Origin of the sequence: Streptomyces sp. NPDC087310 (genome assembly GCF_044744405.1) — a bacterium.
Taxonomy (GTDB): Bacteria; Actinomycetota; Actinomycetes; order Streptomycetales; family Streptomycetaceae; genus Streptomyces.
In genome coordinates this window covers 669,720-694,954 of the sequence record NZ_JBIUYF010000004.1, presented here as the reverse complement: position 1 = coordinate 694,954, position 25,235 = coordinate 669,720, and the positions used below count along the sequence as shown (strand labels likewise).

Below are 25,235 nucleotides of genomic sequence, written 5' to 3'. Positions count from 1 at the left end.
CCGCAAGTCTGTCACGGAGACGGAAAGGCCCGTACGGGCTTCAGCACGCGACCTACGCCGCTCAGAAGCGCGCCTCGCGGGCGTATGCGGCGCGCATCCGCTCGGCAATCCGCAGCGGCGCCGTGGGGCGGACACCGGTGGCCCTTGGGGGCTGCGTACCGCCCGGCCCGGAGGCATCGGCCTGGGGAGCGGGGGGACCGGCGCTCCGTGATTCCCCGCCGGATTCGGTGTCGGTGTCGTGCTGCTCGGGCTCAGCGGGCTCCGGCGCGCCCGGCTGCTCCTCGTCCTCGACCGCCGCCGGGTCGAGGACGACCGGCGTGAAGACGGGCGTACCGGTTCCGGGCTCGGGTTCGGGAGCTTGTGCGGGAAGGTGGGGCACGACGATCTCGGGCGTCCGGTCGGTGAGGCGGCGCTTGGCCTGGAGAGCCGTCAGCCCCTGGTCGCGAATGACGCACACAAGCCGCTCGATGACCTCGGGCAGATCCGGCCGGGCGCCCGGATCCAGCGCCAGCATGTCCGTGATCAGTGGTACGAGCTCCGGTGGCACGTCCGTCAGGTCGGGAAGGGTGTCCGGGTCCTCGATCTTCAGGGCGACGGCCTGCCAGGTCGGCCCCTCGTACGGGTAGTGTCCGGTCGCGGCGAACAGCAGCACCGCACCCAGCGCGTACACATCGGCCGCCCGGTCCAACTGATGCTCGCCCCGGGCCTGTTCCGGTGGCATGCAGAGCACGCTGCCGACGACGAAACCGGTGGCCGTCAGGGTGGTACGGCGCTCCGCGAGCACGGCGAGACCGAAGTCGATCACCTTGGGGCCGTACGGGGCCAACAGGATGTTCTGCGGCTTCAGGTCGCGGTGGAGCAGCCCCGCGTCGTGCACCGTACCGAGACCCTCCGACAGCAGAGCCCCGAGGCTGGCGGTCTCGACGAGCGGCAAGGGGCCCTGCCCGGCGACCAGCGAGCGCAGATCCGGTCCGGGAACGTACTCCACGGCGAGCCACGGCTGGTCGGCGTCCGCGTCGGCGCCCACGAAAGCCGCGACGAACGGCCCGTACACGGTGCGCAGGCTGTCCACCTCGGAAACGAAGCGCGCACGGGAGTCCTCGTCGAGAACGGAAGGCTTGATGACCTTCACAGCGGCGTGATGCCCCGCCGCGGACTCACCGAGAAACACCTGCCCCATACCGCCGGCCCCGATCCGGCACACGAGCGTGAAGCCCCCGATCACCCTCGGGTCATCGTCCCTCAATGGCTCCACAACACCCCGCCTTTCCCCGCACGACCCGCGACCGCCGCCCCGAAACACAGCCCAGCCCGACCGGCGAGCAGTCTATGCAAGCCCGGGATTCCGGCGTACCGCTCCCCATACGGCTCCCCGCCCGCCCTTGGCGGGGAGCCGTCCGGATTACACCCGCTACGAGCGTGTACACCGGTCATGTCGCCGCCCTCGCCCGGGGGTGTGGAGCGGCCGTCCGGGCCGCGGCGATCACCCTGGCGAGTTCGTCGACCCTGGCGGCGAGCTCGGGATACGGCAGTGACAGATCGAGGACATGCCGATGAAGCGTGATCGCACCCCCGGGGACCGCGACACGCAGGGGAGCTCCGTCGATGTCACCCGCCGCGGACACGAGGTGCCCCTCGGCCAGCCCGAAGCAGGTGCAGTACGCCAGCATCTGGTACAGATTCTCGCGTTTGAAACCTTCCTGATATTTCGCGTCCACGATGATCGCGGGGTGGAGACCTCCGTCGGCTCCGGAAAGCCGGTGCACCAGGTCGGGCAGCAGAATGTGCTCGCCTGCGTCGTCGAGGTGGTGGGTGCGCGGATGGGGCTGGCTGCGTCCGCCGATGTGCCGTTCCAGGGCCGCGCCGAGGGTACTCGCGAGGAAGTCCTCGAAGACCTTCTCCATGTTGAACAACAGCCCGTCCACGCTGACATGCCGCCCGTCCTCGTACTCGAACGAGGCACCTCGTAGAACGATCTCTGCGAGACGCAGTGCGGGTGTGTAGCGGGCGTTGAGCCGATTCGGCGTCCAGGTGGCCACGCGGGCGCCGGGTGGAGGTGCGGTGACGCCTTCGAGCTGGGCGTCGAGCCGACGCAGCTTGGCGCGCAGGCTGGGCTGAACATCCGCCCGGCGGGCGAGTCGGCGGGCGGCGCCCAGCAGGAGCTGGTTCTCGGGTATGTCTGGGGTGTGTTCGTCGTAGGCGATCTCCAGTGGCAGGGCGAGAGCGGGACGCCGACGGAGCTGGGCGCCGGCACGGAGCCGACCGCGCAGCATCATCGCGGAGTCCTCTCGGCCGCTGTAGCCGGAGAGCGGACCGGTGCACAGCGCATGTTCGGCGGCGCGGACGAAGAGTGTCGCGATCGCGGGGAACAATTCGTTGCGCACCGAGGCGTCGACGGGGTCGGGCTGCCAGCGCGGTCGCCTCTCCTGGGCGTGGGCCAGCAGGTAAAGCAGCCGGTCGATCGTGATCTTTGGAACGATGCGCAGCATGACAGCGCCGTCGCCCTGGCCGAGTCTGACGGCGCCGACGATTCGTTTGGCCTGGACTTCCCAGCGGGCGCCGCCCTGTCGCCCCCGAACGGGACGGACATCGACGAGTTTCCGGGCTTCCCGCGTGCTGAGGGTGTCGACCTGGGCATCGGTCAACGGTCGGGCGTGCCAGCCTGCGCCTTCCTTGACGTCGACAGGCTGGAGAGCGTGTCTTCGTGTCGACTGTCCCGTACCCGCCGGGCGGGTCGGGGGCCGGGGCGGAGATGAAGCCCGAGGCGAGGTGGACGCAGGTGGTCCCGTAGGTGTGCGACGCGACGCACCCGGAGGGCGGCGCGGATCCGGTACGGCCGGGGCGCCGGAAGCGAGCGGAGGTGTTGCGGGCGGTGGCACGCCCGGTCGGATGATCGTCGTCTCCGCGGCCACCGGGGCCGGGGCTGCCTGGGCGTCATCTCCCGCAGCGGTCACTCGGCAGCTCCCGGCGCCGCCGGGACGTCGGCCCGCACCGCGCCGTCACCTGCTTCTGTGGTCAGACCAGTCTCCTCCCGAAGCACATCCAGGCCGTACTCGGCCTCCACATCCACGTCGTCGCCCCAGTGGAGCTCTTTGAGGAGCGGAAGAATTTGGTGCCGCCAGACCCGATCCAGCCCCTTGGCATGGGTGTGTACGGCGGACCGCATGAAGTAGGAGGGGCCGATCCGGAAGTCCCGGTCGTCAAGCCGGACCTGCTCGATACGAGCGTTGAGGGCGTCGAGCAGGGTGGCGGCGTCGGGCGGGAGCTGCTTGTTCTCCAGCCAGTCGGCCAGGAAGGATTTCACTGGCTTCCGGGCCGGGTGGAGCTCCATGAAGGAGAAGCGCCGACGCATCGCCGCGTCCATGAGGGCGATGGAGCGGTCGGTGGTATTCATCGTCCCGATGATGACGAGATTGGGGGGCAGCCGGAACCGGTGGCCCTCGTCCGAGCCGTAGAGCAGGTGCACGAACTCCTTGCGGTATTCGAGCAGGAAATACAACTCGCCAAAGACCTTGGCGAGATGGCCGCGGTTGATCTCGTCGATGACCAGGACGAACGTCTCGCCTTTGCTCTTCTCCGCGTCCTCGGCGAGCGTCTTGAGCGGTCCCGGTACAAGGTCGAACACGATGCCCGAACCGGCGTCGGACAGTCCCCGGCCGTCGGCCGACCCGCCAGGAGGTCGGCCTTGCCCGGTGCTCGAACCGACTGCCCCCTTATTTCCTTCCTCCGTCGCGAGAGGAACGGCGCGCGGCCGGAAGCCCTCGAAGAAGTCCTCGTAGGAGTACGCCGGGTGGAACTGCACCAGTCGGACATTGGCCTGACGCCCGCCGGTGAGATGGCGGGCCAGAGCGAGGGCTGTGTAGGTCTTGCCGGTGCCGGGCGGGCCGTAAAGGATCAACTGGGGCCGGTCACGCAGCAGTTCCACACACTCCTGAAGCCACTCGGGATCCGGCATGGTCAGCTTGTCTGCCAGCTCCTGTGTGGCGTCCGGGAGTTCGGCATCGGCGACCGAGCCGCTCGGGGTCCGGCTGGGGTCCTGGTCGAGGAGGACTTCGAGGTCCGCGGTGAACTCGGACAGTTCCAGCAGGCCGACATTCGGATTGCCCAGAGGGCCGGTGAGGTGTCGGGGCAGGTCGTCGAGGGTGAGCGGGTTCTCGACATTGACCCACTGCACGGGCCGTTGCAGTACCGTCCCATCGCCGGTGACCGCCTGCGTCGCCTCCTCCTCCCCGACCTCGCCGAGGTAGATGAGGTCACCGTCGGTGGTGATGACGATGTCGTTCGCCTTCATCCGCCAGAGGAACGCATGGAAGGAGGCGGCGGTCTCACTCCGGCGGGCCTGGCTCAGATCGGTGTAGTACGTGTCGACGATCTCGCGGACCTCCTTCGGTTCCGTCTCCGGTCCGAGTGTGGGGAGACGATCCGCAGAGAGAGTACAGACGTCCTTGTCCCGCCAGAGGGAGCGGATCAGGGGCAACCCGGCGAGGTCCGTGCCTGGGATCAACCAGGCACGGCGGGGCAGTTCAGGCTTTGCGGAAGTGGTGTCCTGCCCGGCTACCAGTTCGGTCAGCTGCTCGGTCGGCAGCCTGCGGTTGAGCTTCGCCCGCACCGCCCGGCCGCCGGAGGCCGTGATGTCGTAGACCCGGCTCTCCTCCAGCAGCGTGCGCCAATCGTCGTATTCGCGCTCCGTCAGCTCAAGCTGCTCGGGCACCTCCCCGTCCTGCCCCAGGGCAAGATGCCAGCCCCGCATTCGGCCGGCCTGGATCCAGGACCGCAGCGGCTCCTCCTCCAGACCGACGGCCTCGGCGAGGTCGGCTGTGGCGACCCACTGATGGGAGTCGGGCAGCATTTCCAGCACATCCGCCGCCTGGTCGAAGGCCAAGCGCTCGGTACTCCAGTAGCCGTATCGCTCCAAGGAACGCGCCAGGAGGGCGTCCCTGTCCCCCTCGTACGCGGTGAACGCCTGGCGCCCCGGGCCGGTCAGCTGCCACCTCCGGCCCGTCTTGCTGAGCCAGCCCGCCTTCACCAGGCTGATGCTGACGTACCGCAACTTCGTCCGAGCGTTGGTGGCGAGGTCCGGGAACTCCTCGTCCCACTCCGTCTTCAGAGTGGGATCGATCTCCTGCACCCGCTCCCACACCTCGGTGAACGCCAGCCCCTCCCCGGTCGACAACCGGTGCAGGACCTTCATGGCGGCGTGCACCGCCCGCGCGCTCAACTCGGTGACGGCACTCATGGCATCCCCCTCCCGTGGGCGGCGACCGCCCACGCGACTCCCCGACCAGATCAACTCCAGCGCATCCAAAATAGTCGCTGCCACTGGCAACACCGGCCCCGTGTCAGCGCTGGGCTCCTGGGGCTCAGCCTCACAAGCCAAGCTGCCCGTCGCTCACGGTCACGAGTGCTCCCCGCCACTCGCGGGCGATCTTCGGCTCGAACCCCTTGCCGTCGTGGGGCACGGTTATCCGGCCGACGGCCCCCGGCATCAGACGAGCCGCTCGCCCCCGCCCGGTGACCCATCGACCTGACACGCGACTCCTTCGAGGCCGGCAAGCCGAAGGCCGCGCCCCGTGGCCCGACGACTGCTCGGTGCTCCGCCGGTGACTCCCCATCTCCGGGCGCCGCGATCACCATGCGGCCTCATGACGTCCCCCGTCGCGGCCCTCGTCCAACAGCTCGACGACGCCTCGTACGCCGCCCGCGCCTGCTGGCTGATCAGCATGGGCCGCGGCGTCACGTTCCGCGAACGCATCGGCGACCTGCTCCTGGCCGGCGATCTGCTGCTCCGGCGCCGGCTACCGCTTCGCCCTGCCCCTCTTCCACCTCGACGCCACCTCGGCACCGCCTACGCTGCCCTGGAACAGGGGTTTCGGATCGGCTGCTCCTGCTGCTGGCGGCGGCGGGCCTGAAGCCGGACATGGACGAGTACACAGTGTTCGTTCACCGTGTGGTGCGGAGCCTGGAAGCGGCCGGGCTGGACGAGGCCGCCGAGGAGATCAGGCTGACCCTTCTGCTGGCGCCCGGCGAGGGCAGGGGCGAGCAGCCGGAGGGTGGGCCTTCGGGCGAAGGAGACACCACGGGGCCCTGGTCGCCGCGCTTCCCGGCCTCCGAGGGCTCGCCGTTCAACTACGTGGTCGCAGACCCGGATGTCGGCGCGGGCAGGGGTATGTTCACGCCGGGAGTGGCGGGGAGCGGCGCAAACGAAAGGGACAGAGACCAGTGGGAGACGCGGGAGGACGACACGACGTCTCCACACCTCTGGGACCTTTCGCACAGCCCGCATCGGCCCGCCGAACCCCGCACACGGGACGAGGACGGGAGCTGATCCGGTAGGCGGTCGGCTCTTTGAGGCTCCCCCTTCGCCGCACACCGCAGCGGGGGAGCCCTTTCCCGTCCCGAGGCAGTGCAGGTCGGAAGGGGCCTGACCTCGAACGGTCCGACCCCTTCCGACCTGCATATTTACTGGATCATCGACGTGGTGGTGCCACCCGCTACACGTTGAACCGGAACTCCACCACGTCCCCGTCCTGCATCACATACTCCTTGCCCTCCATACGCGCCTTGCCCGCCGCGCGCGCCTCGGCCACCGAGCCGGTCTCCACCAGGTCGGCGAAGGAGATGACCTCCGCCTTGATGAAGCCCTTCTGGAAGTCGGTGTGGATCACGCCGGCCGCCTCGGGGGCCGTGGCGTTCTGCTTGATCGTCCAGGCGCGGGATTCCTTCGGGCCTGCCGTCAGGTAGGTCTGGAGGCCCAGGGTGCGGAAGCCGACGTGGGCGAGGGTGGCGAGGCCCGGTTCTTGCTGGCCTACCGACTGGAGGAGTTCGAGGGCCTCGTCGTCGTCCAGTTCCGCCAGGTCGGACTCCAGCTTCGCGTTGAGGAAGATCGCTTCGGCGGGGGCGACCAGGGCGCGCTGTTCGTCCTTGAAGGTGTCGTCCGTCAGCTCCTCCTCGTCCACGTTGAAGACGTAGAGGAAGGGCTTGGTCGTCAGGAGGTGCAGCTCGCGCAGGGGCTCGGCCTTCTCCGTGCCCTGGACGATGCCGGCGGAGAAGAGCGTCTCGCCGGTCTCCAGGATGGCCTGGGCCTCCTCGATCGCCTTGACCTGGCCCAGGACCTCCTTCTTGATGCGGGACTCGCGCTGGAGGCGCGGGAGGACCTTCTCGATCGTCTGGAGGTCGGCCAGGATCAGCTCGGTGTTGATCGTCTCGATGTCGTTCTTGGGCGAGACCTTGCCGTCGACGTGAACGACGTTCTCGTCCTTGAAGGCCCGGATGACCTGGCAGATCGCGTCCGACTCACGGATGTTCGCCAGGAACTTGTTGCCCAGTCCCTCTCCTTCGGAGGCGCCGCGCACGATGCCGGCGATGTCGACGAAGTCGACCGTGGCCGGGAGGATCTTCTGCGAGCCGAAGATCTCCGCCAGCTTGTTCAGGCGCGGGTCCGGTACGCCGACCACGCCGACGTTGGGCTCGATGGTGGCGAACGGGTAGTTGGCCGCCAGCACGTCGTTCTTGGTCAGGGCGTTGAACAGGGTCGACTTGCCGACATTCGGCAGACCGACGATTCCGATCGTGAGCGACACGTTGGCGACTTCCTGGAGTGAGGACCGGCCGGCGGCCGAGGACTGGCTGAGGACCTTCGCGGCCCGATCTCCCAGTTTACGGGCGTGGTGCGGTGGGCGGTGACGGGCGCCGTACGGTGGCCGGTCCGCCGCCGGGCCCTCGAACTCAGCTCCGGCGTCATCCGGAGGGCGTGTCCCGACCCCGGTTCCCCGCTTCGTCCGCCTCCGCCACCTACGTTGGTCCGGTGGAGCAGCAGCAGAGGACACGTCAGCAGCCCCCGCGGCGGCACCGGCCGCGGCACCACCCCGCGGCGCGCCGACGGCGCGTGCCGCCCGTCGTGCAGCGGCTGCGCAGACTGCCCAACCCGCGGCTCACCGGGCTGGGCGCCGGGCTCTTCGCCACGGCCTCGATGCTCTTCTTCGCCTTCTTGGACGCGCTGCTCTTCGACGCCGAGCCGGTGGTGTACGGGGTGCTGTTCCTGCCGGTCAGCGCCGTGACCGCGCTGTGGGTGCGCCCCGCCGACCTGGTCACCGCGCCGATCACCGTGCCGATCGCCTTCGCCGTGGGCGCGCTGCCGATCTCCGGCGGGACCGAGGGCTTCGGCGGGCAGGTCATGGGGCTCGTCACCACGCTGGCCGTCCACGCGGGCTGGCTGTACGGCGGCACGCTCGTCGCCGGGCTCATCGCCACCGTACGGAAGGTGCGCGAGATGGGGCGGCGGCAGCTCGCCAGGGAGAAGATGGCCGCCACCCGGGCCGGCGCCGGGCCCCGGGGCCGGACGGCCGGGAGCGGCCGGACACCGGCCCCGCGGAGCGGCGCCACCGCCTCCCGGGCGGTACGGCGGGGATAGCGGACCTCGGCGGGCCGTGTCAGCGGCCTGCCGCCGCCATCGCCGCGCCGACGATCCCCGCGTTGTTCTGCAGCTCGGCCGGCAGGATCTCGGCCCTGATCCCCTCGATCAGCGGGAGGAACTTGTCGGCCTTGCGGCTCACCCCGCCGCCGATGATGAACAGCTCGGGCGAGAAGAGCATCTCCACATGGGCCAGATACTTCTGGACCCGGTGCGCCCAGTGGTGCCAGCTCAGCTCTTCGTCGTCCTTGGCCTTCGTGGACGCGCGCTTCTCCGCGTCGTGGCCGTGCAGTTCGAGATGGCCCAGCTCCGTGTTGGGCACCAGGCGCCCGTCGATGAAGAGCGCGCTGCCGATACCCGTACCGAAGGTCAGCAGGAAGACCGTGCCTTTACGGCCGCGGCCCGCGCCGAAGGCCATCTCCGCCACGCCCGCCGCGTCGGCGTCGTTCAGGACGGTGGCCCGCAGGCCGAGGTGGTCACCGAGGACCTGGCCCGCGTCGACGTCGATCCACGCCTTGTCGACATTGGCGGCCGTACGGATCACCGAGCCCGTCACCACCCCGGGGAAGGTGATCCCGACCGGCCCCGACCAGCCGAAATGCCGGACGACCTCCACCACACCGTCGGCGACGCTCTCGGGCGTCGCCGGGTGTGGCGTGAGCACTTTGTAGCGGGGCTCGACCAGGTCGCCGCGCTCCAGGTCCACGGGCGCACCCTTGATCCCCGAGCCACCGATGTCCACTCCGAAGACGTTCATGGACACAACGTTACGGGCAGATGCTGACAGCGACGTGCGCAAAAGCAGAACGGCTCGACCTGTTCACCGCTCCGCCCCGCCGCGTGCCGCCGCGGACCGTACTACCTGGAGAGCGCCGCGGCCTCGGCCCGCAGGTCCTTGCGCAGCTCCTTCGGGAGCGAGAACGTGATCGACTCCTCGGCCGCCTTGACGATCTCGACGTCCTCGAAGCCGCGCTCCGAGAGCCATTCCAGGACGCCGTCGACCAGGATCTCCGGTACGGAGGCGCCCGACGTGACACCGACCGTGGAGACGCCGTCGAGCCATGCCTCTTCGATCTCGGCGGCCTCGTCCACCAGGTGGGAGTCGCGGGCGCCGGCGCCGAGGGCGACCTCGACCAGCCGTACCGAGTTGGAGGAGTTCTTGGAGCCGACGACGATCACCAGGTCCGCGTCGGCGCCCATCTGCTTGACCGCGATCTGACGGTTCTGGGTGGCGTAGCAGATGTCGTCGCTCGGGGGCGCGATCATCAGCGGGAACTTCTCCTTGAGGGCGTCGACCGTCTCCATCGTCTCGTCCACGGAGAGCGTGGTCTGGGAGAGCCAGACGACCTTCGACTCGTCGCGGACCTCGACGTTGGCGACATCCTCCGGGCCGTCGACCAGCGTGATGTGCTCCGGGGCCTCGCCCGAGGTGCCGATGACCTCTTCGTGGCCCTCATGGCCGATGAGAAGGATGTCGTAGTCCTCGTTGGCGAAGCGCACGGCTTCCTTGTGGACCTTGGTGACCAGGGGGCAGGTGGCGTCGATGGTGGCGAGCTTGCGTTCGGCCGCCTCCTCGTGGACGACCGGGGCGACGCCGTGCGCCGAGAACATGACGATGGATCCCTCGGGGACCTCCGCCGTCCTGTCGACGAAGACGGCGCCCTTGTTCTCCAGGGTTTTGACGACGTACTTGTTGTGGACGATCTCGTGTCGGACGTAGATCGGCGCCCCGTACTGCTCCAGGGCCTTCTCGACGGCGATCACGGCACGGTCGACACCCGCGCAGTAGCCGCGGGGTGCGGCGAGGAGGACGCGTTTGCCGGCGCGGCGCGCGGCGTCTCCACTAGGGGTGGCGGCGGGCGACGGGCGGGACGTTGCAGTCATGCCTCCCATCGTAAGGCCGTGCAGAAGAGGCGGAACTTCCTCCCTCTGCACGACACTGGTGCGTACGCGATCGAGGGAGGGACCCGATGGCCGGCAGCGGCACCGGTGGCAGCGGCGGGGAAGGAACGATCGCCGGAGCCGCGGACGGTAAGGGCGGCGCGTCGGGCGGGGAGGGCAGGGAGGGCGCGGAGGGCGCCACGTCGGGCGGCGACGGGCTGCGGCGGACGCTGGGCTTCCGGGACCTCGTCGTCTACGGGCTGCTCTTCATCGCCCCCATGGCCCCCGTCGGCGTCTTCGGCACTCTTGACGCGAGGTCGCACGGATCCGTGGCGCTGGTCTATGTCGTGGCGACCGTCGCGATGGCCTTCACAGCGTTCAGCTACGCCCAGATGGTGCGGGTCGCCCCGCAGGCCGGGTCGGTCTTCGCGTACGCGCGCAAGGGGCTCGGCGAGGGGCCCGGGTTCATCGCCGGATGGATGGCGATGCTCGACTATCTGCTGATCCCCGCGGTGGCGTACCTCTTCGCGGGGATCGCCATGGAGGCGCTGGTGCCCTCCGTGGACCGGTGGGTGTGGACGGCGATCGCCGTGGTGGTCACGACGCTGCTCAACCTCTGGGGGGTACGGGCGGCGGCCCGGGTCGGCTTCGCGGTGCTGGCGATGGAACTCGTCGTCCTGCTGGTCTTCGTCGTGTCGGCCGTGGTGGTGCTGGCACGGGACGGCGCGACGCGCGGCTGGTCGTCGCCGTTCACGAGCGATACGGGGTTCTCCCTGGCGGCGGTGTTGGGCGCGGTGTCGGTCGCGGTGCTGTCGTACCTCGGGTTCGACGCGATCGCCTCGTTCGCCGAGGAGGTGACAGGGGGTTCACGGCAGGTGGCGCGGGCCGTGCTGTTCTGTCTGGTGCTGGCCGGAGTGCTGTTCATCGCGCAGACCTACTTGGTGGCGCTGCTGGAGCCGATGACCTCGGCGGAACTGGCGGCCGATCCCGCGAAGCAGGGGTCCGCGTTCTACGACGCGGTGGACACGGCCGTCGGCACCTGGCTGCACGACCTGGTGGCGGTGAGCAAGGCGATCGGCGCGGCGTTCGCGGCGCTGGCCGGGCAGGCGGCGGCCGGACGGCTGCTCTTCGCGATGGGCCGTGAGCGCAGACTCCCGCACGCCTTGTCCCGTACGAACGCGGGCGTGCCCCGGGTGGCGCTGCTGCTGGCCGCCGTGGTGACGCTGGTGGCCGCGGTGTGGGCGGCGCGGCGCCCGGACGGTCTGGACCATCTGGTCTCGGTGGTGGACGTGGGGGCGCTGACGGCGTTCGTCCTGCTGCACGCGTCGGTGGTGGGGTGGTTCGCGGTACGGCGCGAGGAGGGGCCGCCGCGCTGGTTCGCGCATGTGGTGGCGCCGGTGATCGGGGCGGCGATCCTCATCGCGGTGATCGTGGAGGCGGCGGGCTCGGCGCAGGTGGTGGGCGCGATCTGGCTGGCCGTGGGGCTGGTGGTGCTGCTGGTGCAGCGGGGACGCGGTGGACGGGCGGGCGTGCGGACGGCGGGCCGGGACGGGTCCGTGCGATGAGGCGGGCGGGGAACCGGGGCGTTGTCAGAGGCGGCCGATACGCTCCTCGGCATGGCACTCAACACGTCCGCGGACGCTCCGCTGCCCGTCGGTGAGGTCTCGCGGCTCATCGGCGGATGGATCGACCGCCTCGGCGCCATCTGGGTCGAGGGGCAGATCACCCAGCTCTCGCGCCGGCCGGGCGCGGGGGTCGTCTTCCTGACCCTGCGCGACCCCTCGTACGACATCTCGGTGAGCGTCACGTGCTACCGGCAGGTGTTCGACGCGATCGCGGACGTGGTCTCGGAGGGGGCGCGGGTCGTGGTGCAGGCCAAGCCCGAGTGGTACGCGCCGCGCGGGCAGCTCTCGCTGCGGGCGACGGAGATACGGCCCGTCGGGATCGGCGAGCTGCTGGTGCGGCTGGAGCAGTTGAAGCGCTCGCTGGGGGCGGAGGGGCTGTTCGCCGCCGACCGCAAGAGGCCGCTGCCGTTTCTGCCGCAGCTCGTCGGGCTGGTCTGCGGGCGGGCCTCGGCGGCCGAGCGCGATGTGCTGGAGAACGCGCGGCGGCGGTGGCCCGCGGTGCGCTTCGAGGTCCGTAACACGGCGGTGCAGGGGGTCAACGCGGTGGCCCAGGTCGTCCAGGCGGTCAAGGAGCTGGACGGGCTGCCGGAGGTGGACGTGATCATCGTGGCGCGCGGCGGCGGCAGCGTGGAGGACCTGCTGCCGTTCTCCGACGAGCAGTTGATCCGGGCGGTGGCGGCGTGCCGCACGCCGGTCGTCTCCGCGATCGGACACGAGCCGGACGCGCCGCTGCTGGACCTGGTGGCGGACGTACGGGCGTCGACGCCGACCGACGCGGCGAAGAAGACCGTGCCGGACGTGGGCGAGGAGCTGGACCGGGTCCAGGGCCTGCGCGACCGGGCGCTGCGTACGGTACGGGGGCTGCTGGACCGCGAGGAGCGCGGGCTGGCCCACGCGCTCGCCCGGCCCGTGATGGAGCGGCCGCACCGGATGGTGGAGGAGCGCGAAGCCGAGGTGGCCGCGCTGGCCGACCGGAGCCGGCGGGTGCTGCGCCATCTGCTGGACCGGGCGGACTCGGAGCTGTCGCACACCCGGGCGCGGGTGGTGGCGCTGTCCCCCGCGGCGACGCTGGAGCGCGGGTACGCGGTGCTTCAGCGGCCGGACGGGACGGTCGTACGGGCGCCGGGGGACGTCACGGCGGCCGAGGAGCTGCGGGCCAGGGTGGCGGAGGGCGAGTTCTCGGTGCGGGTGGTCGCGGAATGAGCGTCGCGACCGCGGGGTGAGCGCCGCGGACGGAATCGTTGTCGGATCGCGCGGTCACGCGCGTACATAGGGTGGATGACATGACGAGCACGGACAACGCCGCGGAAGCGGCCTCCGCCACGGACACGCCGGGCTACGAGCAGGCGCGCGACGAGCTGATCGAGGTCGTGCGCCGACTGGAGGCGGGCGGTACGTCGCTGGAGGACTCGCTGGCCCTGTGGGAGCGCGGCGAGGAGCTGGCGAAGGTGTGCCGCCACTGGCTGGAGGGGGCGAGGGCCCGGCTGGACGCTTCCCTGGCCGAGAAGAAGCCGGAGGAGCGGGAGTAGCGGAACAGCGGGAGTAGCGGAACAGCGGGAGTGGCGGAACAGCGGGAGCAGCGGAAGCCGGAGGAGCGGGACGGGCGAGCCTGGAACGGGCCGGGCCGGGGCGTCCCGTCCGTCGCGGCCCCGTCGGCGCCGTTCGCCGGGCCGGGTCCCGGGCCTCGCGTTCGCCGGGCCGGTGCCGGACCTCGCGGCGTTCGCCGGGCCGGGCCGGGGCGTCCCGTCCGTCGCGGCCCCGCCGGCGCCGTTCGCCGGGCCGGTCCCGGACCCCGCGCCGTTCGCCGGGCCGGTGCCGGACCTCGCGGCGTTCGCCGGACGTCGGCCCCCGCGCCCGTCCCCGCGCTACCGGCTCCGAGTCTGGTCCGAGTGCGGGCGGGGACGTCCACCCGTCCCCGCGCCCGTCCTCGCGCCCGCGCTACCGGCTCTGTTCGGTGCCCGTTCCCGTTCCCGTTCCCGTTCCCGTTCCCGTTCCCTTGCCCGCGCTCGCGTCTGAGTCCGCGTCGGCGCTCGCGCCCGCCCCCGTACCGGAGTTCTGACCGGAGTCCTTGTCGGCCTCCAGCGCCTCGGCCATCTCGCCCAGCCGCTCGAAGGAGGCGGTGCCGGTCACCACCGTCGTGGCGTCGCCGTCCGTACGCGCCAGCGCGTCGTACTTCGGCCCCTTCCAGCGCTGCCAGGTCTCGCCCGCCACCTGCTGCGTCTCGCCGGTGTCCTCGGCCTGGTGGCTGACCTCCGCCACGAACTTCTTCGCGGGCGCCGTCGACTGCTCGACCGCCACGTACTCGCCGTCCGGGTCCAGATAGCCGAGGTGCCACGCGTCGGCGTTCTGCCGCTCGTACGTGACCGAGGTCGGCTTCCACGTCTGCGCCAGCCCCGCCGGGGCGAGCACCGGGTACGGCGCCGCGCGGCGCGCGGTCACCAGCTCGACCCGGTAGTCGACCGCCTTGACCGGGGCCGGTGTGTCGTCATGCGGAATGAACATGTAGATCGCGGCGACGACGACCCCGATGACCGCCATCGACAGGAACATGTCCCGCACTGTCTGTCTGCCTCGCATACCTGCCACGGCCCCATCGTCGCATCACCCGGTCGCGCTCATACGTGGGCCCCTCTGCTCAATTTGTCGATGTACAGATAGAGTCGTATCACCCTCTTTTCCGGTCGTCGCCGTACAGAAAGGTGCGCTCCGTTGACCGAACATCATCTTCCGTCCCCCCTTGAGGTGTCTCCCGAGGCACCCGACCGCAACCTCGCGCTGGAGTTGGTGCGGGTCACCGAGGCCGCCGCGATGGCGGCCGGCCGGTGGGTCGGACGCGGCGACAAGAACGGCGCGGACGGCGCCGCGGTGAACGCCATGCGCACCCTCGTCTCCACCGTCTCGATGAGCGGCGTCGTCGTCATCGGCGAGGGCGAGAAGGACGAAGCCCCGATGCTGTTCAACGGGGAGGAGATCGGGGACGGCACCGGTGCCGAGGTCGACATCGCCGTGGACCCGATCGACGGCACCACCCTGAACGCCAAGGGCATGCCGAACGCCATCGCCGTGCTCGCGGCGGCGGACCGGGGCACGATGTTCGACCCGTCCGCGGTGTTCTACATGGACAAGCTGGTCACCGGCCCCGAGGCCGCCGACTTCGTGGACATCAACGCGCCCGTCGCGGTCAACATCCGCCGGGTCGCCAAGGCGAAGCGCCTCTCACCCCAGGACGTGACGGTCGTCGTCCTCGACCGCCCCCGCCACGAGGGCATCATCAAGGAGATCCGGGAGACCGGTGCCCGTATCAAGCTGATCTCCGACGGCGATGTCGCCGGTTCCATCATGGCCGCCCGCGAGGGCACCGGCGTCGACCTGCTGATGGGCGTCGGCGGTACCCCGGAGGGCATCATCTCCGCGTGCGCCATAAAGTGTCTCGGCGGTGTCATCCAGGGCAAACTCTGGCCCAAGGACAACGCGGAGCGGCAGCGCGCGATCGACGCCGGTCATGACCTGGACCGGGTCCTGTCCACCAATGACCTGGTCAGCGGCGAGAACGTGTTCTTCGTCGCCACCGGCATCACGGACGGCGAACTGCTGCGGGGCGTGCGCTACAGCTCGGAGACGGCGACCACCCAGTCCCTGGTGATGCGCTCCAAGTCGGGCACGATCCGGCAGATCGACGCGACCCACCGGCTGGCGAAGCTCCGCGCCTACAGCACGATCGACTTCGACCGCGCCAAGTAGCGCCTGCCCGGCCCGGACTCGCACTACCGGCCCGACTCGCGCTCCCGTCCCGCGCGTCCCGGCCCGGACTCGCGGTCCCGGCCGGGACGCGCGGGACGGACTCGGCGGAAGGGGTGCCCCTCTGTGCGGCGGGGCGCCCCTTCCGTCCGTTCACGTCCTCGTGTACGCGTCCCGCGTACGCGCGTCCCCCGCACGTAACGGAGCCGGGAGCGTCAGCCCGCCGCCGCGATGCGGTCGACGGCCGCCGCCTTGCGCAGCTCCACCTCGCGCCGCCTGCGGCGCGCCAGCACCACGCGGCGCTCGGCCGCCGTCAGCCCGCCCCACACCCCGTAGGGCTCGGGTTGGAGCAGTGCGTGCTCCTGGCATTCGAGCATCACCGGACACCGGGCACAGACCCGCTTCGCGGCCTCCTCCCGCGCCAGTCTCGCGGCTGTCGGCTCCTTGGATGGGGCGAAGAACAATCCCGCTTCGTCCCGACGGCATACAGCCTCCGAATGCCAGGGGCCGGCCTGATCCTCCCGAGCGGGACTCCGCTGGGTCGGAAGGGCGGCCGCCTGGAGGGGCTGATGCGGCAGTTGCAGCACGGTCTACTCCTGACGACGGCTTCGCGAGCGAGAGACGATGCAGCTTTCCCTACCCGCTGTGCGCACGCCTATGCACTGAGTGGCACCCAGTTCCGGAGTCCGGAACGCCGTGCGGAATTTCGGACACCGTGCCCCAACTGGCTGCCTTTGGCCGGAAATCGGCGCCAGAGGTACAGACGAAAGCCCTAGTGACCGAGGTGCTTGCGGAGGGTGTCGTTGACGAGGTTCGCGATCCACTTGCCGCGCTTCGGCTTGGCCTCGACATTGCCGAAGACGGAGTAGCCGTTCACCACGACCGTGGGCGCGTCCCGGTCCGGGGCCTCCAGCGTGCGGACCTCGAAATTGCCGAAGACCCCGTTTCCGTTGCCCCGCAGCGTGATGTTCTCCGGAACCGTGATCTCCACATTTCCGAAAATGGACGTCGCGTTGATCACGGTGACCCGCTGGCCGAAGAGTGCCTCTGTGAGGTCGATCTCGACATTGCCGAAGAGCGCGAACGCGTTGACCTTGGCGCCGATTCGCCAACGCCCCTTCCGCGTCGAGCTGCTGAAGATCGCGATCATGTTCTCGGCGGGGGCCTCCGGATCCTCGGGCCCGTAGCCGTACCCGCCCGCCGTGCCGCGCGACGGACCCGCGGCGCGGCCGTCGGCGCCGGGGGCCGGCAGGTCCCGTACCAACGGCTCCAGTTCGCCGACGGTCTTCGCCCGGTAGACGGCGTCGATCCGCTCGCCGTGCTCCTCGGCGTCCAGACGGCCCTCCGCCAGCGCCTCCCTGAGGATGTCAGCGGTCCTGTCCCGATCGGCGTCGGAGGCGCGGAGGCCCGCGGGCCCGGGCTCCGCCGCCGCGACAGGCTTCCGCTCGGCCGGCTTCTGGGGCTGCTGAGGCTGCTTTTCGAGGTCCACGGGCCCAGGGTAGCGAAACGCGATAGATCGCGACTAGGGGCTGGGAGGTGTCGGCGCGTCAACGCGCGGGACGTCCCTACTGAGCCTTACCTCACAGGAGCGGTGTCGGTGGCGCGCCCTACGCTGGTGCATGCCGCAGCCAATGGGGGCCGCGCCGCCGTCTGTCGAGTGAGGAATGGCCGTAATGCCGGAATTTGCGTACTCCGATCTGCTTCCGCTGGGGGAGGACACCACGCCCTACCGCCTGGTGACCGCCGAAGGTGTCTCCACCTTCGAGGCCGACGGGCGTACGTTCCTCAAGGTCGCCCCCGAGGCGCTGCGCACGCTCGCCGCCGAGGCGATGCACGACATCTCGCACTACCTGCGGCCGGCCCATCTCGCGCAGCTCCGCAGGATCGTGGACGACCCCGAGGCGTCCTCGAACGACAAGTTCGTGGCGCTCGATCTCCTGAAGAACGCGAATATCGCGGCGGCGGGCGTTCTCCCCATGTGCCAGGACACCGGTACGGCGATCGTGATGGGCAAGCGCGGGCAGCAGGTGCTGACCGAGGGCGGCGACGAGGAAGCCCTTTCGCACGGAATCTTCGACGCGTACACGAAGCTGAATCTGCGCTATTCGCAGATGGCCCCGCTCACCATGTGGGAGGAGAAGAACACCGGCTCGAACCTGCCCGCGCAGATCGAGCTGTACGCGACCGACGGCGGCGCGTACAAGTTCCTTTTCATGGCGAAGGGCGGCGGCTCTGCCAACAAGTCGTTCCTGTACCAGGAGACGAAGGCGGTGCTGAACGAGACCTCCATGATGAAGTTCCTGGAGGAGAAGATCCGTTCGCTGGGCACGGCCGCGTGCCCGCCGTACCACCTCGCGATCGTCGTCGGCGGTACGTCGGCGGAATTCGCCCTCAAGACTGCGAAGTACGCCTCCGCGCACTACCTCGACGAGCTGCCCGCCGAGGGCTCCCCCACCGGTCACGGCTTCCGTGACAAGGAGCTGGAGGAGAAGGTCTTCGAGCTGACGCAGCGGATCGGGATCGGCGCGCAGTTCGGCGGCAAGTACTTCTGCCACGACGTCCGGGTGGTGCGGCTGCCGCGGCACGGCGCCTCACTGCCGGTCGCGATCGCCGTCTCCTGCTCGGCCGACCGCCAGGCCGTCGCGAAGATCACCGCCGAGGGCGTCTTCCTGGAGGAGCTGGAGAAGGACCCGGCGCGCTTCCTGCCGGACACCACGGACGAGCACCTGGGCGAGGGCGAAGGGGAGAACGCGGGCGGCGATGTCGTACGGATCGACCTGCGCCGCCCGATGGACGAGATCCTCGCCGAGCTGACGAAGTACCCGGTCAAGACCCGGCTCTCGCTCACCGGGCCGCTGGTGGTGGCCCGTGACATCGCGCACGCCAAGATCAAGGAGCGGCTGGACGCGGGCGAGGAGATGCCGCAGTACCTGAAGGACCACCCGGTCTACTACGCGGGCCCGGCGAAGACCCCCGAGGGGTACGCGTCCGGATCCTTCGGCCCGACGACGGCCGGCCGGATGGACAGCTACGTGGCGCAGTTCCAGGCGGCGGGCGGCTCGAAGGTCATGCTCGCCAAGGGCAACCGCTCGAAACAGGTGACCGACGCGTGCGACGCGCACGGCGGCTTCTACCTCGGCTCGATCGGCGGCCCGGCGGCCCGGCTGGCGCAGGACTGCATCAAGAAGGTCGAGGTCGTCGAGTACGAGGAGCTGGGCATGGAGGCGGTCTGGCGCATCGAGGTCGAGGACTTCCCTGCGTTCATCGTCGTGGACGACAAGGGCAACGACTTCTTCACCGAGCCCGCCCCTGCGCCCACCTTCACCAGCATCCCGGTCCGCGGCCCCGGCCTCGGCTGATCGGCGGATCGACCCCTCGGACGGCCCCTTCCGGTGCGGGAGCGGGCCGTCCGGGAGCGGGCTGCGGGGGAACACATCGGATCGGCCGGACGCTCACCTTCACAGGAGGTACGACGACGATGACGACCGACGAGAACCAGTACCGGACCGAGCACGACTCGATGGGTGAGGTACGGGTCCCCGCGCACGCGAAGTGGCGCGCGCAGACGCAGCGCGCGGTGGAGAACTTCCCCATCTCGGGGCAGCGGCTGGAACGTACGCACATCGAGGCCCTGGCCCGGATCAAGGCCGCCGCCGCCAAGGTCAACGCCGGGCTCGGGGTGATCGACCAGGACATCGCGGACGCCATCCAGGAGGCCGCCGCCGAGGTGGCGGAGGGCCGCTGGGACGACCACTTCCCGGTGGACGTCTTCCAGACGGGCTCCGGCACCTCCTCGAACATGAACACGAATGAAGTGCTCGCCACGCTCGCCACCGAGCGGCTGGGCCGGGACGTCCACCCCAACGACCACGTCAACGCCTCGCAGAGCTCCAACGACGTCTTCCCGTCCAGCATCCACGTCGCCGCGACCGGCGCCGTCACCGGTGGGCTGATCCCGGCGCTGGAGCATCTCGCCGCCTCGCTGGAGCGCAAGGCGGAGGAGTTCGCGGACGTCGTGAAGTCCGGCCGTACGCACCTCATGGACGCCACCCCTGTCACCCTCGGCCAGGAGTTCGGCGGCTACGCGGCGCAGATCCGGTACGCGGTGGAGCGGCTGACCGCTTCGCTGCCGCGCCTGGCCGAGCTGCCGCTGGGCGGTACGGCGGTGGGCACCGGCATCAACACCCCGCCCGGCTTCTCCGCCGCCGTCATCGCGGAGGTCGCGCGCGCGACCGGGCTGCCGCTGACGGAGGCCCGCAACCACTTCGAGGCGCAGGGCGCCCGCGACGGGCTCGTGGAGACGTCGGGCCAGCTCCGTACGCTCGCCGTGTCGCTGACGAAGATCTCCAACGATCTGCGCTGGATGGCGTCGGGTCCGCGCACCGGCCTCGCCGAGATCGCCCTGCCCGACCTCCAGCCGGGCTCCTCGATCATGCCGGGCAAGGTCAACCCGGTGATCCCGGAGGCCGTCCTGATGGTCGCCGCGCAGGTCACGGGCGCGGACGCGACGATCGCCGTGGCCGGAGCCGCCGGGAACTTCGAGCTGAACGTGATGCTCCCGGTGATCGCCAAGAACCTCCTGGAGTCGGTACGGCTGCTGACGAACGTGTCGCGGCTGCTGGCGGACCGTACGGTCGACGGGATCACCGCCGACGTCGAGCGGGCCCGTACGTACGCGGAGTCGTCGCCGTCCGTCGTCACCCCGCTGAACAAGTACATCGGGTACGAGGCCGCCGCGAAGGTCGCGAAGAAGTCCCTGGCGGACCACGCGACGATCCGCGAGACGGTCCTGGCGCTGGGGTACGTGGAGCGCGGGGAGCTCACCCTGGAGCAGCTCGACGAGGCCCTGGATGTCCTGCGCATGACACGCCCGTAAACGAGTGTGGTGCCGTCCGCGACGGCCCGGCACCGGCCGCGTACACCCCGTAAGATCCCTCCATGAAGGAGACGGCGGCGAACGAACACTGGGCGGCGGGCACCCAGATCCTGTGGCGGTACCGGGAGAACGCCGGGGACGGCGTGCACATCTGCCGCCCTGTCACGGTCGTGCAGGACACGGACGAACTGCTCGCGGTGTGGCTGGCGCCGGACACCCCGTGTGTCCGGCCGGCCCGCGCGGACGGCGCCCCGGTGCACCACGAGCCGCTGGCGACCCGCTACACCGCGCCGCGCACGGTGGTGCGCGACCGGTGGTACGGGATGGGCGTGCTGAAGCTGGCGCGGCCGGGCGAACCGTGGTCGGTCTGGCTGTGGTGGGAGCGCGGCTGGCGCTTCCAGAACTGGTACGTGAACCTGGAGGAGCCCCGCACCCGCTGGGCCGGGGGCATCGACTCCGAGGACCACTTCCTGGACATCGAGGTCTACCCGGACCGGAGCTGGCGGTGGCGCGACGAGGACGAGTTCGCCCAGGCCCAGCGCGACGGCCTGATGCCGCGGGACCAGGCCCGGCGGGTCGAGGCGGCCGGGCGCGCGGCGATCGAACTGATCGACGCGTGGGGCACCCCGTTCCGCGACGGCTGGGAGCACTGGCGCCCCGAGCCGCACTGGCCGGTCCCCCGCCTCCCGGACGGCTGGGACCGCACCCCGGCCCGGCTCGTCACCTGACCCGGCCGAACCCGCGGGCCCCCCTTCGAACATTTCCCTGAGTGCGTCGCCGTGACGGACGGGGTGACCGGGGGAGTAAAGGATTCGGGTGCGGGTATCCGCCCCGGCGCATACGTCCTCGTGAGATCCTTGATGTGCCCCCAGGGTGCAAACGTAGGATCGTCCTCCGGAACACCGCATCCGGTCGCGGCACGTCGCATCCGTCGTATCCGTCGCACCTCAACGGGGTGACTCTGCAACCGACCTGACCACCAGTCACCGCACGACGCACGTAACACTGTTGACCGCTACGACCCGCCACAACGACAGTGACTCACTACGAGGGGAGTGGAGCCGTGCGCCAGGGTTGTCACCCAGTCGAAGAGAGCGCATCGCACCCCCGGCCCGGACGGACGGAATCCCACGCGTGACGGAGCATCCCCCCTCCCACGAAGGCCGGCAGCCCCTGGTTGCCCGGCAGCAGGAACGCACGCGACCGCGGCAGGAGTCCGCCGTCTCCGTGCCGCAGCCCGCGGGGCCCGCCCCGGATCCCGCCGGTACGGCCAGGCGCGAGGGCGACCGGCTGCGTTTCGTGGGGGCCGCCACCCGGCGGATCGCCCGCGGCATAGACCTGGACGAGATCGTGCTGGGCCTGTGCCGGGCGACCGTACCCACCTTCTCGGACGCCATACTCGTCTATCTGCGTGATCCTCTGCCCGTCGGCGACGAGCGTCCCGTGTCGCCGTTCGTGCTGCGGCTGCGGCGTACGGACCGGCTGCGGCTGACCGAGGAGGATCCGGAGAACCCCACGAGCGGCGCGCTGCCGCCGCAGATCACCGAGGGCCTGCGGCTGCCGATCCTCGACCCGCAGTCCGACGCGATGCCGGCCGCCGAACTCTGCGAGGTCTTCTCCGGCGGCGCGCTCTCCGAGGTGCTGCGCGGGGTCCGTCCGGTCTTCGGCGACTCGGCGGCGGCCCGCGCCGCGCTGCCGGAGCTGCTCGGCGCCGACCGCATCGTGCCGACCGGGCACCGCGCGATCCTCGCGCCGCTGCGCGGCCGGCGGCGGGTCATCGGCGCGGCCGTCTTCCTGCGCCGTCCCGACCGCGCGGCCTTCGAGCCGAACGATCTGCTGGTCGCGGCGCAGCTCGCCACGCACACGGCGCTGGGCATCGACAAGGCGGTGCTGTACGGCCGCGAGGCGTACATCGCGGACGAGCTCCAGCGCACGATGCTGCCGGAGAACCTGCCCCAGCCGACCGGCGTGCGGCTCGCCTCGCGCTATCTGCCGGCCGCCGAGACCGCCCGGGTCGGCGGCGACTGGTACGACGCGATCCCGCTGCCCGGCAGCCGGGTCGCGCTGGTCGTGGGCGACGTCATGGGCCACTCCATGACCTCCGCCGCGATCATGGGCCAGCTCAGGACGACGGCACAGACCCTGGCCGGTCTCGACCTGCCGCCGCAGGAGGTGCTGCACCACCTCGACGAGCAGGCGCAGCGGCTCGGCACGGACCGGATGGCGACCTGCCTCTACGCGGTGTACGACCCGGTCGCGCACCGGATCACCATCGCCAACGCAGGCCATCCGCCGCCCATACTGCTGCATCTCGGCGGCCGGGCTGAGGTGCTGCGGGTGCCGCCCGGGGCGCCGATCGGGGTCGGCGGCGTGGACTTCGAGGCCGTCGAGCTGGACGCGCCGGCCGGGGCGACCCTGCTGCTCTACACCGACGGTCTGGTCGAGTCGCGGCTGCGTGACGTGTGGACCGGGATCGAGCAGCTCAGGGAGCGGCTGGCGGCCACGGCGCAGCTCACCGGGCCCGATCACTCGCCGCCGCTGGAGGCGCTCTGCGACGACGTGCTCGACGTGCTGGGCCCGGGCGACCGCGACGACGACATCGCGCTGCTCGCCGCCCGGTTCGACGGGATCGCGCCGAGCGACGTGGCGTACTGGTTCCTGGAACCGGAGGACGCGGCTCCGGGGCGGGCCAGGCGGCTGGCCCGGCGGGCGCTGGCCCGCTGGGACCTGGAGGAGCTGAGTGACGCGGTCGAGTTGCTGATCAGCGAGGTCGTCACGAACGCGGTGCGGTACGCGGAGCGCCCGGTGACGCTGCGGCTGCTCCGTACGGACGTGCTGCGCTGCGAGGTGGGCGACGATTCGCCGCAGCTCCCGCGGCAGCGGCGCGCACGGGACACGGACGAGGGCGGCCGGGGACTGTTCCTGGTCAACCGGCTGGCCCGGCGGTGGGGAGCCACCCGGCTCTCGACCGGCAAGGTGGTCTGGTTCGAGATCCCGACGCGGGTCTGAACCCCGGGTCCGGTCCGGCGGGTGCCGGACCGGGCGGACCGGCCGGGCCGGCACCTGAGCGCGGCCCCGCCAGGGGCGGGCGCGCATATGTTGCCGACAAGGTGTCGTCGGGGTTAGCTGGGGCACGCGGCCAGTAGTGACCGCTGCCCCGGTCCGGACGTATCCGGGATCTCCCCCCGGTCCCCCGGGCCTCGGCTCCCCGACCCCCGACGGGAGGACATCTCGTGGCCGCCTCATCCCCCAAGACGCCGTACACGACCAACAACGTCGGTATTCCGGTGGAGAGCGACGAGCACTCGCTCACCATCAGCCCCGACGGTCCCATCCTGCTCCAGGATCACTACCTCATCGAGAAGATGGCCCAGTTCAACCGGGAGCGGGTCCCCGAGCGGGTGGTGCACGCCAAGGGCGCGGGCGCGTACGGCTTCTTCGAAGTGACGAACGACGTCAGCCAGTTCACCAAGGCCGATCTCTTCCAGCCCGGCCGGCGTACGGACATGCTGGCCCGCTTCTCCACCGTCGCCGGTGAGCTGGGTTCGCCCGACACCTGGCGCGACCCGCGCGGCTTCGCGCTGAAGTTCTACACGGAGCACGGCAATTACGACATGGTCGGCAACAACACGCCGGTCTTCTTCGTCCGTGACCCGATCAAGTTCCAGGACTTCATCCGCTCGCAGAAACGCCATCCGGCGACCGGGCTGCGCAACAACGACATGCAGTGGGACTTCTGGACCCTCTCGCCCGAGTCCGCGCACCAGGTGACGTGGCTGATGGGCGACCGGGGCATCCCGAAGTCGTTCCGGCACATGAACGGATACAGCTCGCACACCTACATGTGGGTGAACGAGGCGGGCGAGCGGTTCTGGGTGAAGTACCACTTCAAGACCGACCAGGGCGCCGACTACCTCCCGCAGGCCGAGGCCGACGCGATGGCCGGCTCGGACGGCGACCACCACCGCAGGGACCTGTACGAGTCGATCGAGTCCGGGAACGCGCCGACCTGGAGCCTGAAGGTCCAGGTGATGCCGTTCGAGGACGCGGCCACCTACCGGTTCAACCCGTTCGACCTGACCAAGGTGTGGCCGCACGGCGACTACCCGCTGATCGACGTCGGCCGGATGACCCTGAACAAGAACCCGGACAACTTCTTCGTCCACATCGAGCAGGCCGCGTTCGAGCCGTCGAACCTGGTGCCCGGCATCGGCCCGTCCCCCGACAAGATGCTGCTCGGACGGCTCTTCTCGTACCCGGACACGCACCGCTACCGGATCGGCCCGAACTACACCCAGCTCCCGCCCAACCGGGCGCGCTCGCAGGTGAACTCGTACGCCAAGGACGGTCCGATGCGGTACGAGGCGTCCAGCGCGGCGATGCCGTACGCGCCGAACTCGTACGGCGGCCCGGCGGCCGACGTGGCGCGGTTCGGGGACCCGGCCGGGTGGGCCTCGGCGGGCGAGATGGTGCGCGAGGCGTACAAGCTGCACGCCGAGGACGACGACTGGGGCCAGGCGGGCACCATGGTGCGCCAGGTGTTCGACGACGCGCAGCGTGAGCGGCTGGTGGGGAACGTAAGCGGCCATCTCGCGCAGGGGGTGACCCGGCCGGTGCTGGACCGGGCGATCCAGTACTGGCGGAACATCGACAAGGAGATCGGCGACCGGATCGCCAAGAAGACGAACGGCGGCTGAGCCGAGCG

At 70.6% G+C, this 25,235-nt stretch carries 21 protein-coding genes; 12 read left to right on the top strand and 9 right to left on the bottom strand.

Annotated features, from left to right (window positions below):
• Positions 1 to 61: 61 nt before the first annotated feature.
• From ACIO3P_RS18315 to ACIO3P_RS18305, 3 genes are all read right to left on the bottom strand, one after another.
• The gene (locus ACIO3P_RS18315; RefSeq protein ID WP_401978181.1) at positions 62 to 1,204 is read right to left on the bottom strand and encodes a protein kinase; all 1,143 of its coding nucleotides are present in this window, start codon (positions 1,202 to 1,204) and stop codon (positions 62 to 64) included.
• Positions 1,205 to 1,430: 226 nt separating this feature from the next.
• Positions 1,431 to 2,645: an McrC family protein gene (locus tag ACIO3P_RS18310; RefSeq protein ID WP_401851469.1), complete on the bottom strand. Its 1,215-nt coding sequence runs from the start codon at positions 2,643 to 2,645 to the stop codon at positions 1,431 to 1,433.
• Between the two features lie 305 nt (positions 2,646 to 2,950).
• A complete protein-coding gene (locus ACIO3P_RS18305; protein ID WP_401851471.1) occupies positions 2,951 to 5,329 on the bottom strand; it encodes an McrB family protein in 2,379 nt (792 codons plus the stop codon).
• A gap of 313 nt (positions 5,330 to 5,642) precedes the next feature.
• On the opposite strand from ACIO3P_RS18305, the gene ACIO3P_RS18300 reads away from it, so the two are divergent.
• Entirely contained in the window at positions 5,643 to 5,909 is a 267-nt protein-coding gene (locus ACIO3P_RS18300) for a hypothetical protein (RefSeq protein WP_401851473.1), read from the top strand.
• Positions 5,910 to 5,917: 8 nt separating this feature from the next.
• Positions 5,918 to 6,325 (top strand): hypothetical protein, encoded by a 408-nt coding sequence (locus tag ACIO3P_RS18295; protein ID WP_401851474.1) that lies wholly within the window; start codon positions 5,918 to 5,920, stop codon positions 6,323 to 6,325.
• A 166-nt stretch (positions 6,326 to 6,491) separates the two neighbouring features.
• Here the strand turns inward: ACIO3P_RS18295 and ychF are convergent, their stop codons facing one another.
• On the bottom strand, positions 6,492 to 7,580 hold the full coding sequence (gene ychF / locus ACIO3P_RS18290; RefSeq protein ID WP_329829062.1) for a redox-regulated ATPase YchF: 1,089 nt from the start codon (positions 7,578 to 7,580) through the stop codon (positions 6,492 to 6,494).
• Between the two features lie 305 nt (positions 7,581 to 7,885).
• Here ychF and ACIO3P_RS18285 point away from each other — a divergent pair, with 305 nt between their 5' ends.
• On the top strand, positions 7,886 to 8,410 hold the full coding sequence (locus ACIO3P_RS18285) for a DUF6542 domain-containing protein (RefSeq protein ID WP_329829675.1): 525 nt from the start codon (positions 7,886 to 7,888) through the stop codon (positions 8,408 to 8,410).
• A 19-nt stretch (positions 8,411 to 8,429) separates the two neighbouring features.
• Here ACIO3P_RS18285 and ppgK read toward each other — a convergent pair whose 3' ends face one another.
• The gene (gene ppgK / locus ACIO3P_RS18280; protein WP_329829061.1) at positions 8,430 to 9,167 is read right to left on the bottom strand and encodes a polyphosphate--glucose phosphotransferase; all 738 of its coding nucleotides are present in this window, start codon (positions 9,165 to 9,167) and stop codon (positions 8,430 to 8,432) included.
• A 101-nt stretch (positions 9,168 to 9,268) separates the two neighbouring features.
• Positions 9,269 to 10,294 (bottom strand): 4-hydroxy-3-methylbut-2-enyl diphosphate reductase, encoded by a 1,026-nt coding sequence (locus ACIO3P_RS18275; protein ID WP_329829059.1) that lies wholly within the window; start codon positions 10,292 to 10,294, stop codon positions 9,269 to 9,271.
• A gap of 86 nt (positions 10,295 to 10,380) precedes the next feature.
• Between ACIO3P_RS18275 and ACIO3P_RS18270 the strand changes: the two genes are divergently transcribed.
• The 3 genes from ACIO3P_RS18270 (at position 10,381) to ACIO3P_RS18260 (ending at position 13,445) form a co-directional block, all read left to right on the top strand.
• Positions 10,381 to 11,856, top strand: coding sequence for an APC family permease (locus tag ACIO3P_RS18270; protein WP_401851477.1), 1,476 nt, complete (start codon positions 10,381 to 10,383; stop codon positions 11,854 to 11,856).
• A 51-nt stretch (positions 11,857 to 11,907) separates the two neighbouring features.
• Positions 11,908 to 13,119, top strand: a complete 1,212-nt coding sequence (xseA, locus tag ACIO3P_RS18265; protein WP_329829056.1) for an exodeoxyribonuclease VII large subunit — start codon at positions 11,908 to 11,910, stop codon at positions 13,117 to 13,119.
• Positions 13,120 to 13,199: 80 nt separating this feature from the next.
• Positions 13,200 to 13,445 (top strand): exodeoxyribonuclease VII small subunit, encoded by a 246-nt coding sequence (locus tag ACIO3P_RS18260; RefSeq protein ID WP_329829055.1) that lies wholly within the window; start codon positions 13,200 to 13,202, stop codon positions 13,443 to 13,445.
• Between the two features lie 409 nt (positions 13,446 to 13,854).
• Here ACIO3P_RS18260 and ACIO3P_RS18255 read toward each other — a convergent pair whose 3' ends face one another.
• A complete protein-coding gene (locus tag ACIO3P_RS18255) occupies positions 13,855 to 14,493 on the bottom strand; it encodes a DUF4245 domain-containing protein (RefSeq protein ID WP_401851776.1) in 639 nt (212 codons plus the stop codon).
• Between the two features lie 132 nt (positions 14,494 to 14,625).
• Here ACIO3P_RS18255 and glpX point away from each other — a divergent pair, with 132 nt between their 5' ends.
• The gene (glpX, locus tag ACIO3P_RS18250; protein ID WP_329829051.1) at positions 14,626 to 15,657 is read left to right on the top strand and encodes a class II fructose-bisphosphatase; all 1,032 of its coding nucleotides are present in this window, start codon (positions 14,626 to 14,628) and stop codon (positions 15,655 to 15,657) included.
• 212 nt (positions 15,658 to 15,869) lie between these two features.
• Here glpX and ACIO3P_RS18245 read toward each other — a convergent pair whose 3' ends face one another.
• Both ACIO3P_RS18245 and ACIO3P_RS18240 read right to left on the bottom strand, forming a co-directional pair.
• Positions 15,870 to 16,241, bottom strand: coding sequence for a WhiB family transcriptional regulator (locus ACIO3P_RS18245; protein WP_329829049.1), 372 nt, complete (start codon positions 16,239 to 16,241; stop codon positions 15,870 to 15,872).
• A 185-nt stretch (positions 16,242 to 16,426) separates the two neighbouring features.
• Positions 16,427 to 17,143 carry a DUF1707 domain-containing protein gene (locus ACIO3P_RS18240; RefSeq protein WP_329829047.1) on the bottom strand — a complete coding sequence of 239 codons (717 nt, stop codon included), beginning with the start codon at positions 17,141 to 17,143 and terminating at the stop codon, positions 16,427 to 16,429.
• A gap of 184 nt (positions 17,144 to 17,327) precedes the next feature.
• Here ACIO3P_RS18240 and ACIO3P_RS18235 point away from each other — a divergent pair, with 184 nt between their 5' ends.
• From ACIO3P_RS18235 to ACIO3P_RS18215, 5 genes are all read left to right on the top strand, one after another.
• Positions 17,328 to 19,013, top strand: a complete 1,686-nt coding sequence (locus tag ACIO3P_RS18235; RefSeq protein WP_329829046.1) for a fumarate hydratase — start codon at positions 17,328 to 17,330, stop codon at positions 19,011 to 19,013.
• A gap of 119 nt (positions 19,014 to 19,132) precedes the next feature.
• A complete protein-coding gene (locus tag ACIO3P_RS18230; RefSeq protein WP_401851480.1) occupies positions 19,133 to 20,530 on the top strand; it encodes a class II fumarate hydratase in 1,398 nt (465 codons plus the stop codon).
• Between the two features lie 62 nt (positions 20,531 to 20,592).
• Positions 20,593 to 21,258, top strand: a complete 666-nt coding sequence (locus ACIO3P_RS18225; RefSeq protein WP_329829044.1) for a DUF402 domain-containing protein — start codon at positions 20,593 to 20,595, stop codon at positions 21,256 to 21,258.
• Between the two features lie 406 nt (positions 21,259 to 21,664).
• Positions 21,665 to 23,539 carry an ATP-binding SpoIIE family protein phosphatase gene (locus ACIO3P_RS18220; protein ID WP_329829043.1) on the top strand — a complete coding sequence of 625 codons (1,875 nt, stop codon included), beginning with the start codon at positions 21,665 to 21,667 and terminating at the stop codon, positions 23,537 to 23,539.
• Between the two features lie 224 nt (positions 23,540 to 23,763).
• On the top strand, positions 23,764 to 25,227 hold the full coding sequence (locus tag ACIO3P_RS18215) for a catalase (RefSeq protein ID WP_329829042.1): 1,464 nt from the start codon (positions 23,764 to 23,766) through the stop codon (positions 25,225 to 25,227).
• Positions 25,228 to 25,235 lie beyond the last annotated feature (8 nt).

Excerpts from the sequence above, each read along its gene's own strand:
- ACIO3P_RS18300 (WP_401851473.1), top strand. The coding sequence starts at position 5,643 with ATGACGTCCCCCGTCGCGGCCCTCGTCCAACAGCTCGACGACGCCTCG.
- ACIO3P_RS18295 (WP_401851474.1), top strand. The coding sequence starts at position 5,918 with ATGGACGAGTACACAGTGTTCGTTCACCGTGTGGTGCGGAGCCTGGAA.
- ppgK (WP_329829061.1), bottom strand. The coding sequence starts at position 9,167 with ATGAACGTCTTCGGAGTGGACATCGGTGGCTCGGGGATCAAGGGTGCG.
- ACIO3P_RS18275 (WP_329829059.1), bottom strand. The coding sequence starts at position 10,294 with ATGACTGCAACGTCCCGCCCGTCGCCCGCCGCCACCCCTAGTGGAGAC.
- ACIO3P_RS18270 (WP_401851477.1), top strand. The coding sequence starts at position 10,381 with ATGGCCGGCAGCGGCACCGGTGGCAGCGGCGGGGAAGGAACGATCGCC.
- xseA (WP_329829056.1), top strand. The coding sequence starts at position 11,908 with ATGGCACTCAACACGTCCGCGGACGCTCCGCTGCCCGTCGGTGAGGTC.
- ACIO3P_RS18260 (WP_329829055.1), top strand. The coding sequence starts at position 13,200 with ATGACGAGCACGGACAACGCCGCGGAAGCGGCCTCCGCCACGGACACG.
- ACIO3P_RS18255 (WP_401851776.1), bottom strand. The coding sequence starts at position 14,493 with ATGCGAGGCAGACAGACAGTGCGGGACATGTTCCTGTCGATGGCGGTC.
- ACIO3P_RS18235 (WP_329829046.1), top strand. The coding sequence starts at position 17,328 with ATGCCGGAATTTGCGTACTCCGATCTGCTTCCGCTGGGGGAGGACACC.
- ACIO3P_RS18230 (WP_401851480.1), top strand. The coding sequence starts at position 19,133 with ATGACGACCGACGAGAACCAGTACCGGACCGAGCACGACTCGATGGGT.
- ACIO3P_RS18225 (WP_329829044.1), top strand. The coding sequence starts at position 20,593 with ATGAAGGAGACGGCGGCGAACGAACACTGGGCGGCGGGCACCCAGATC.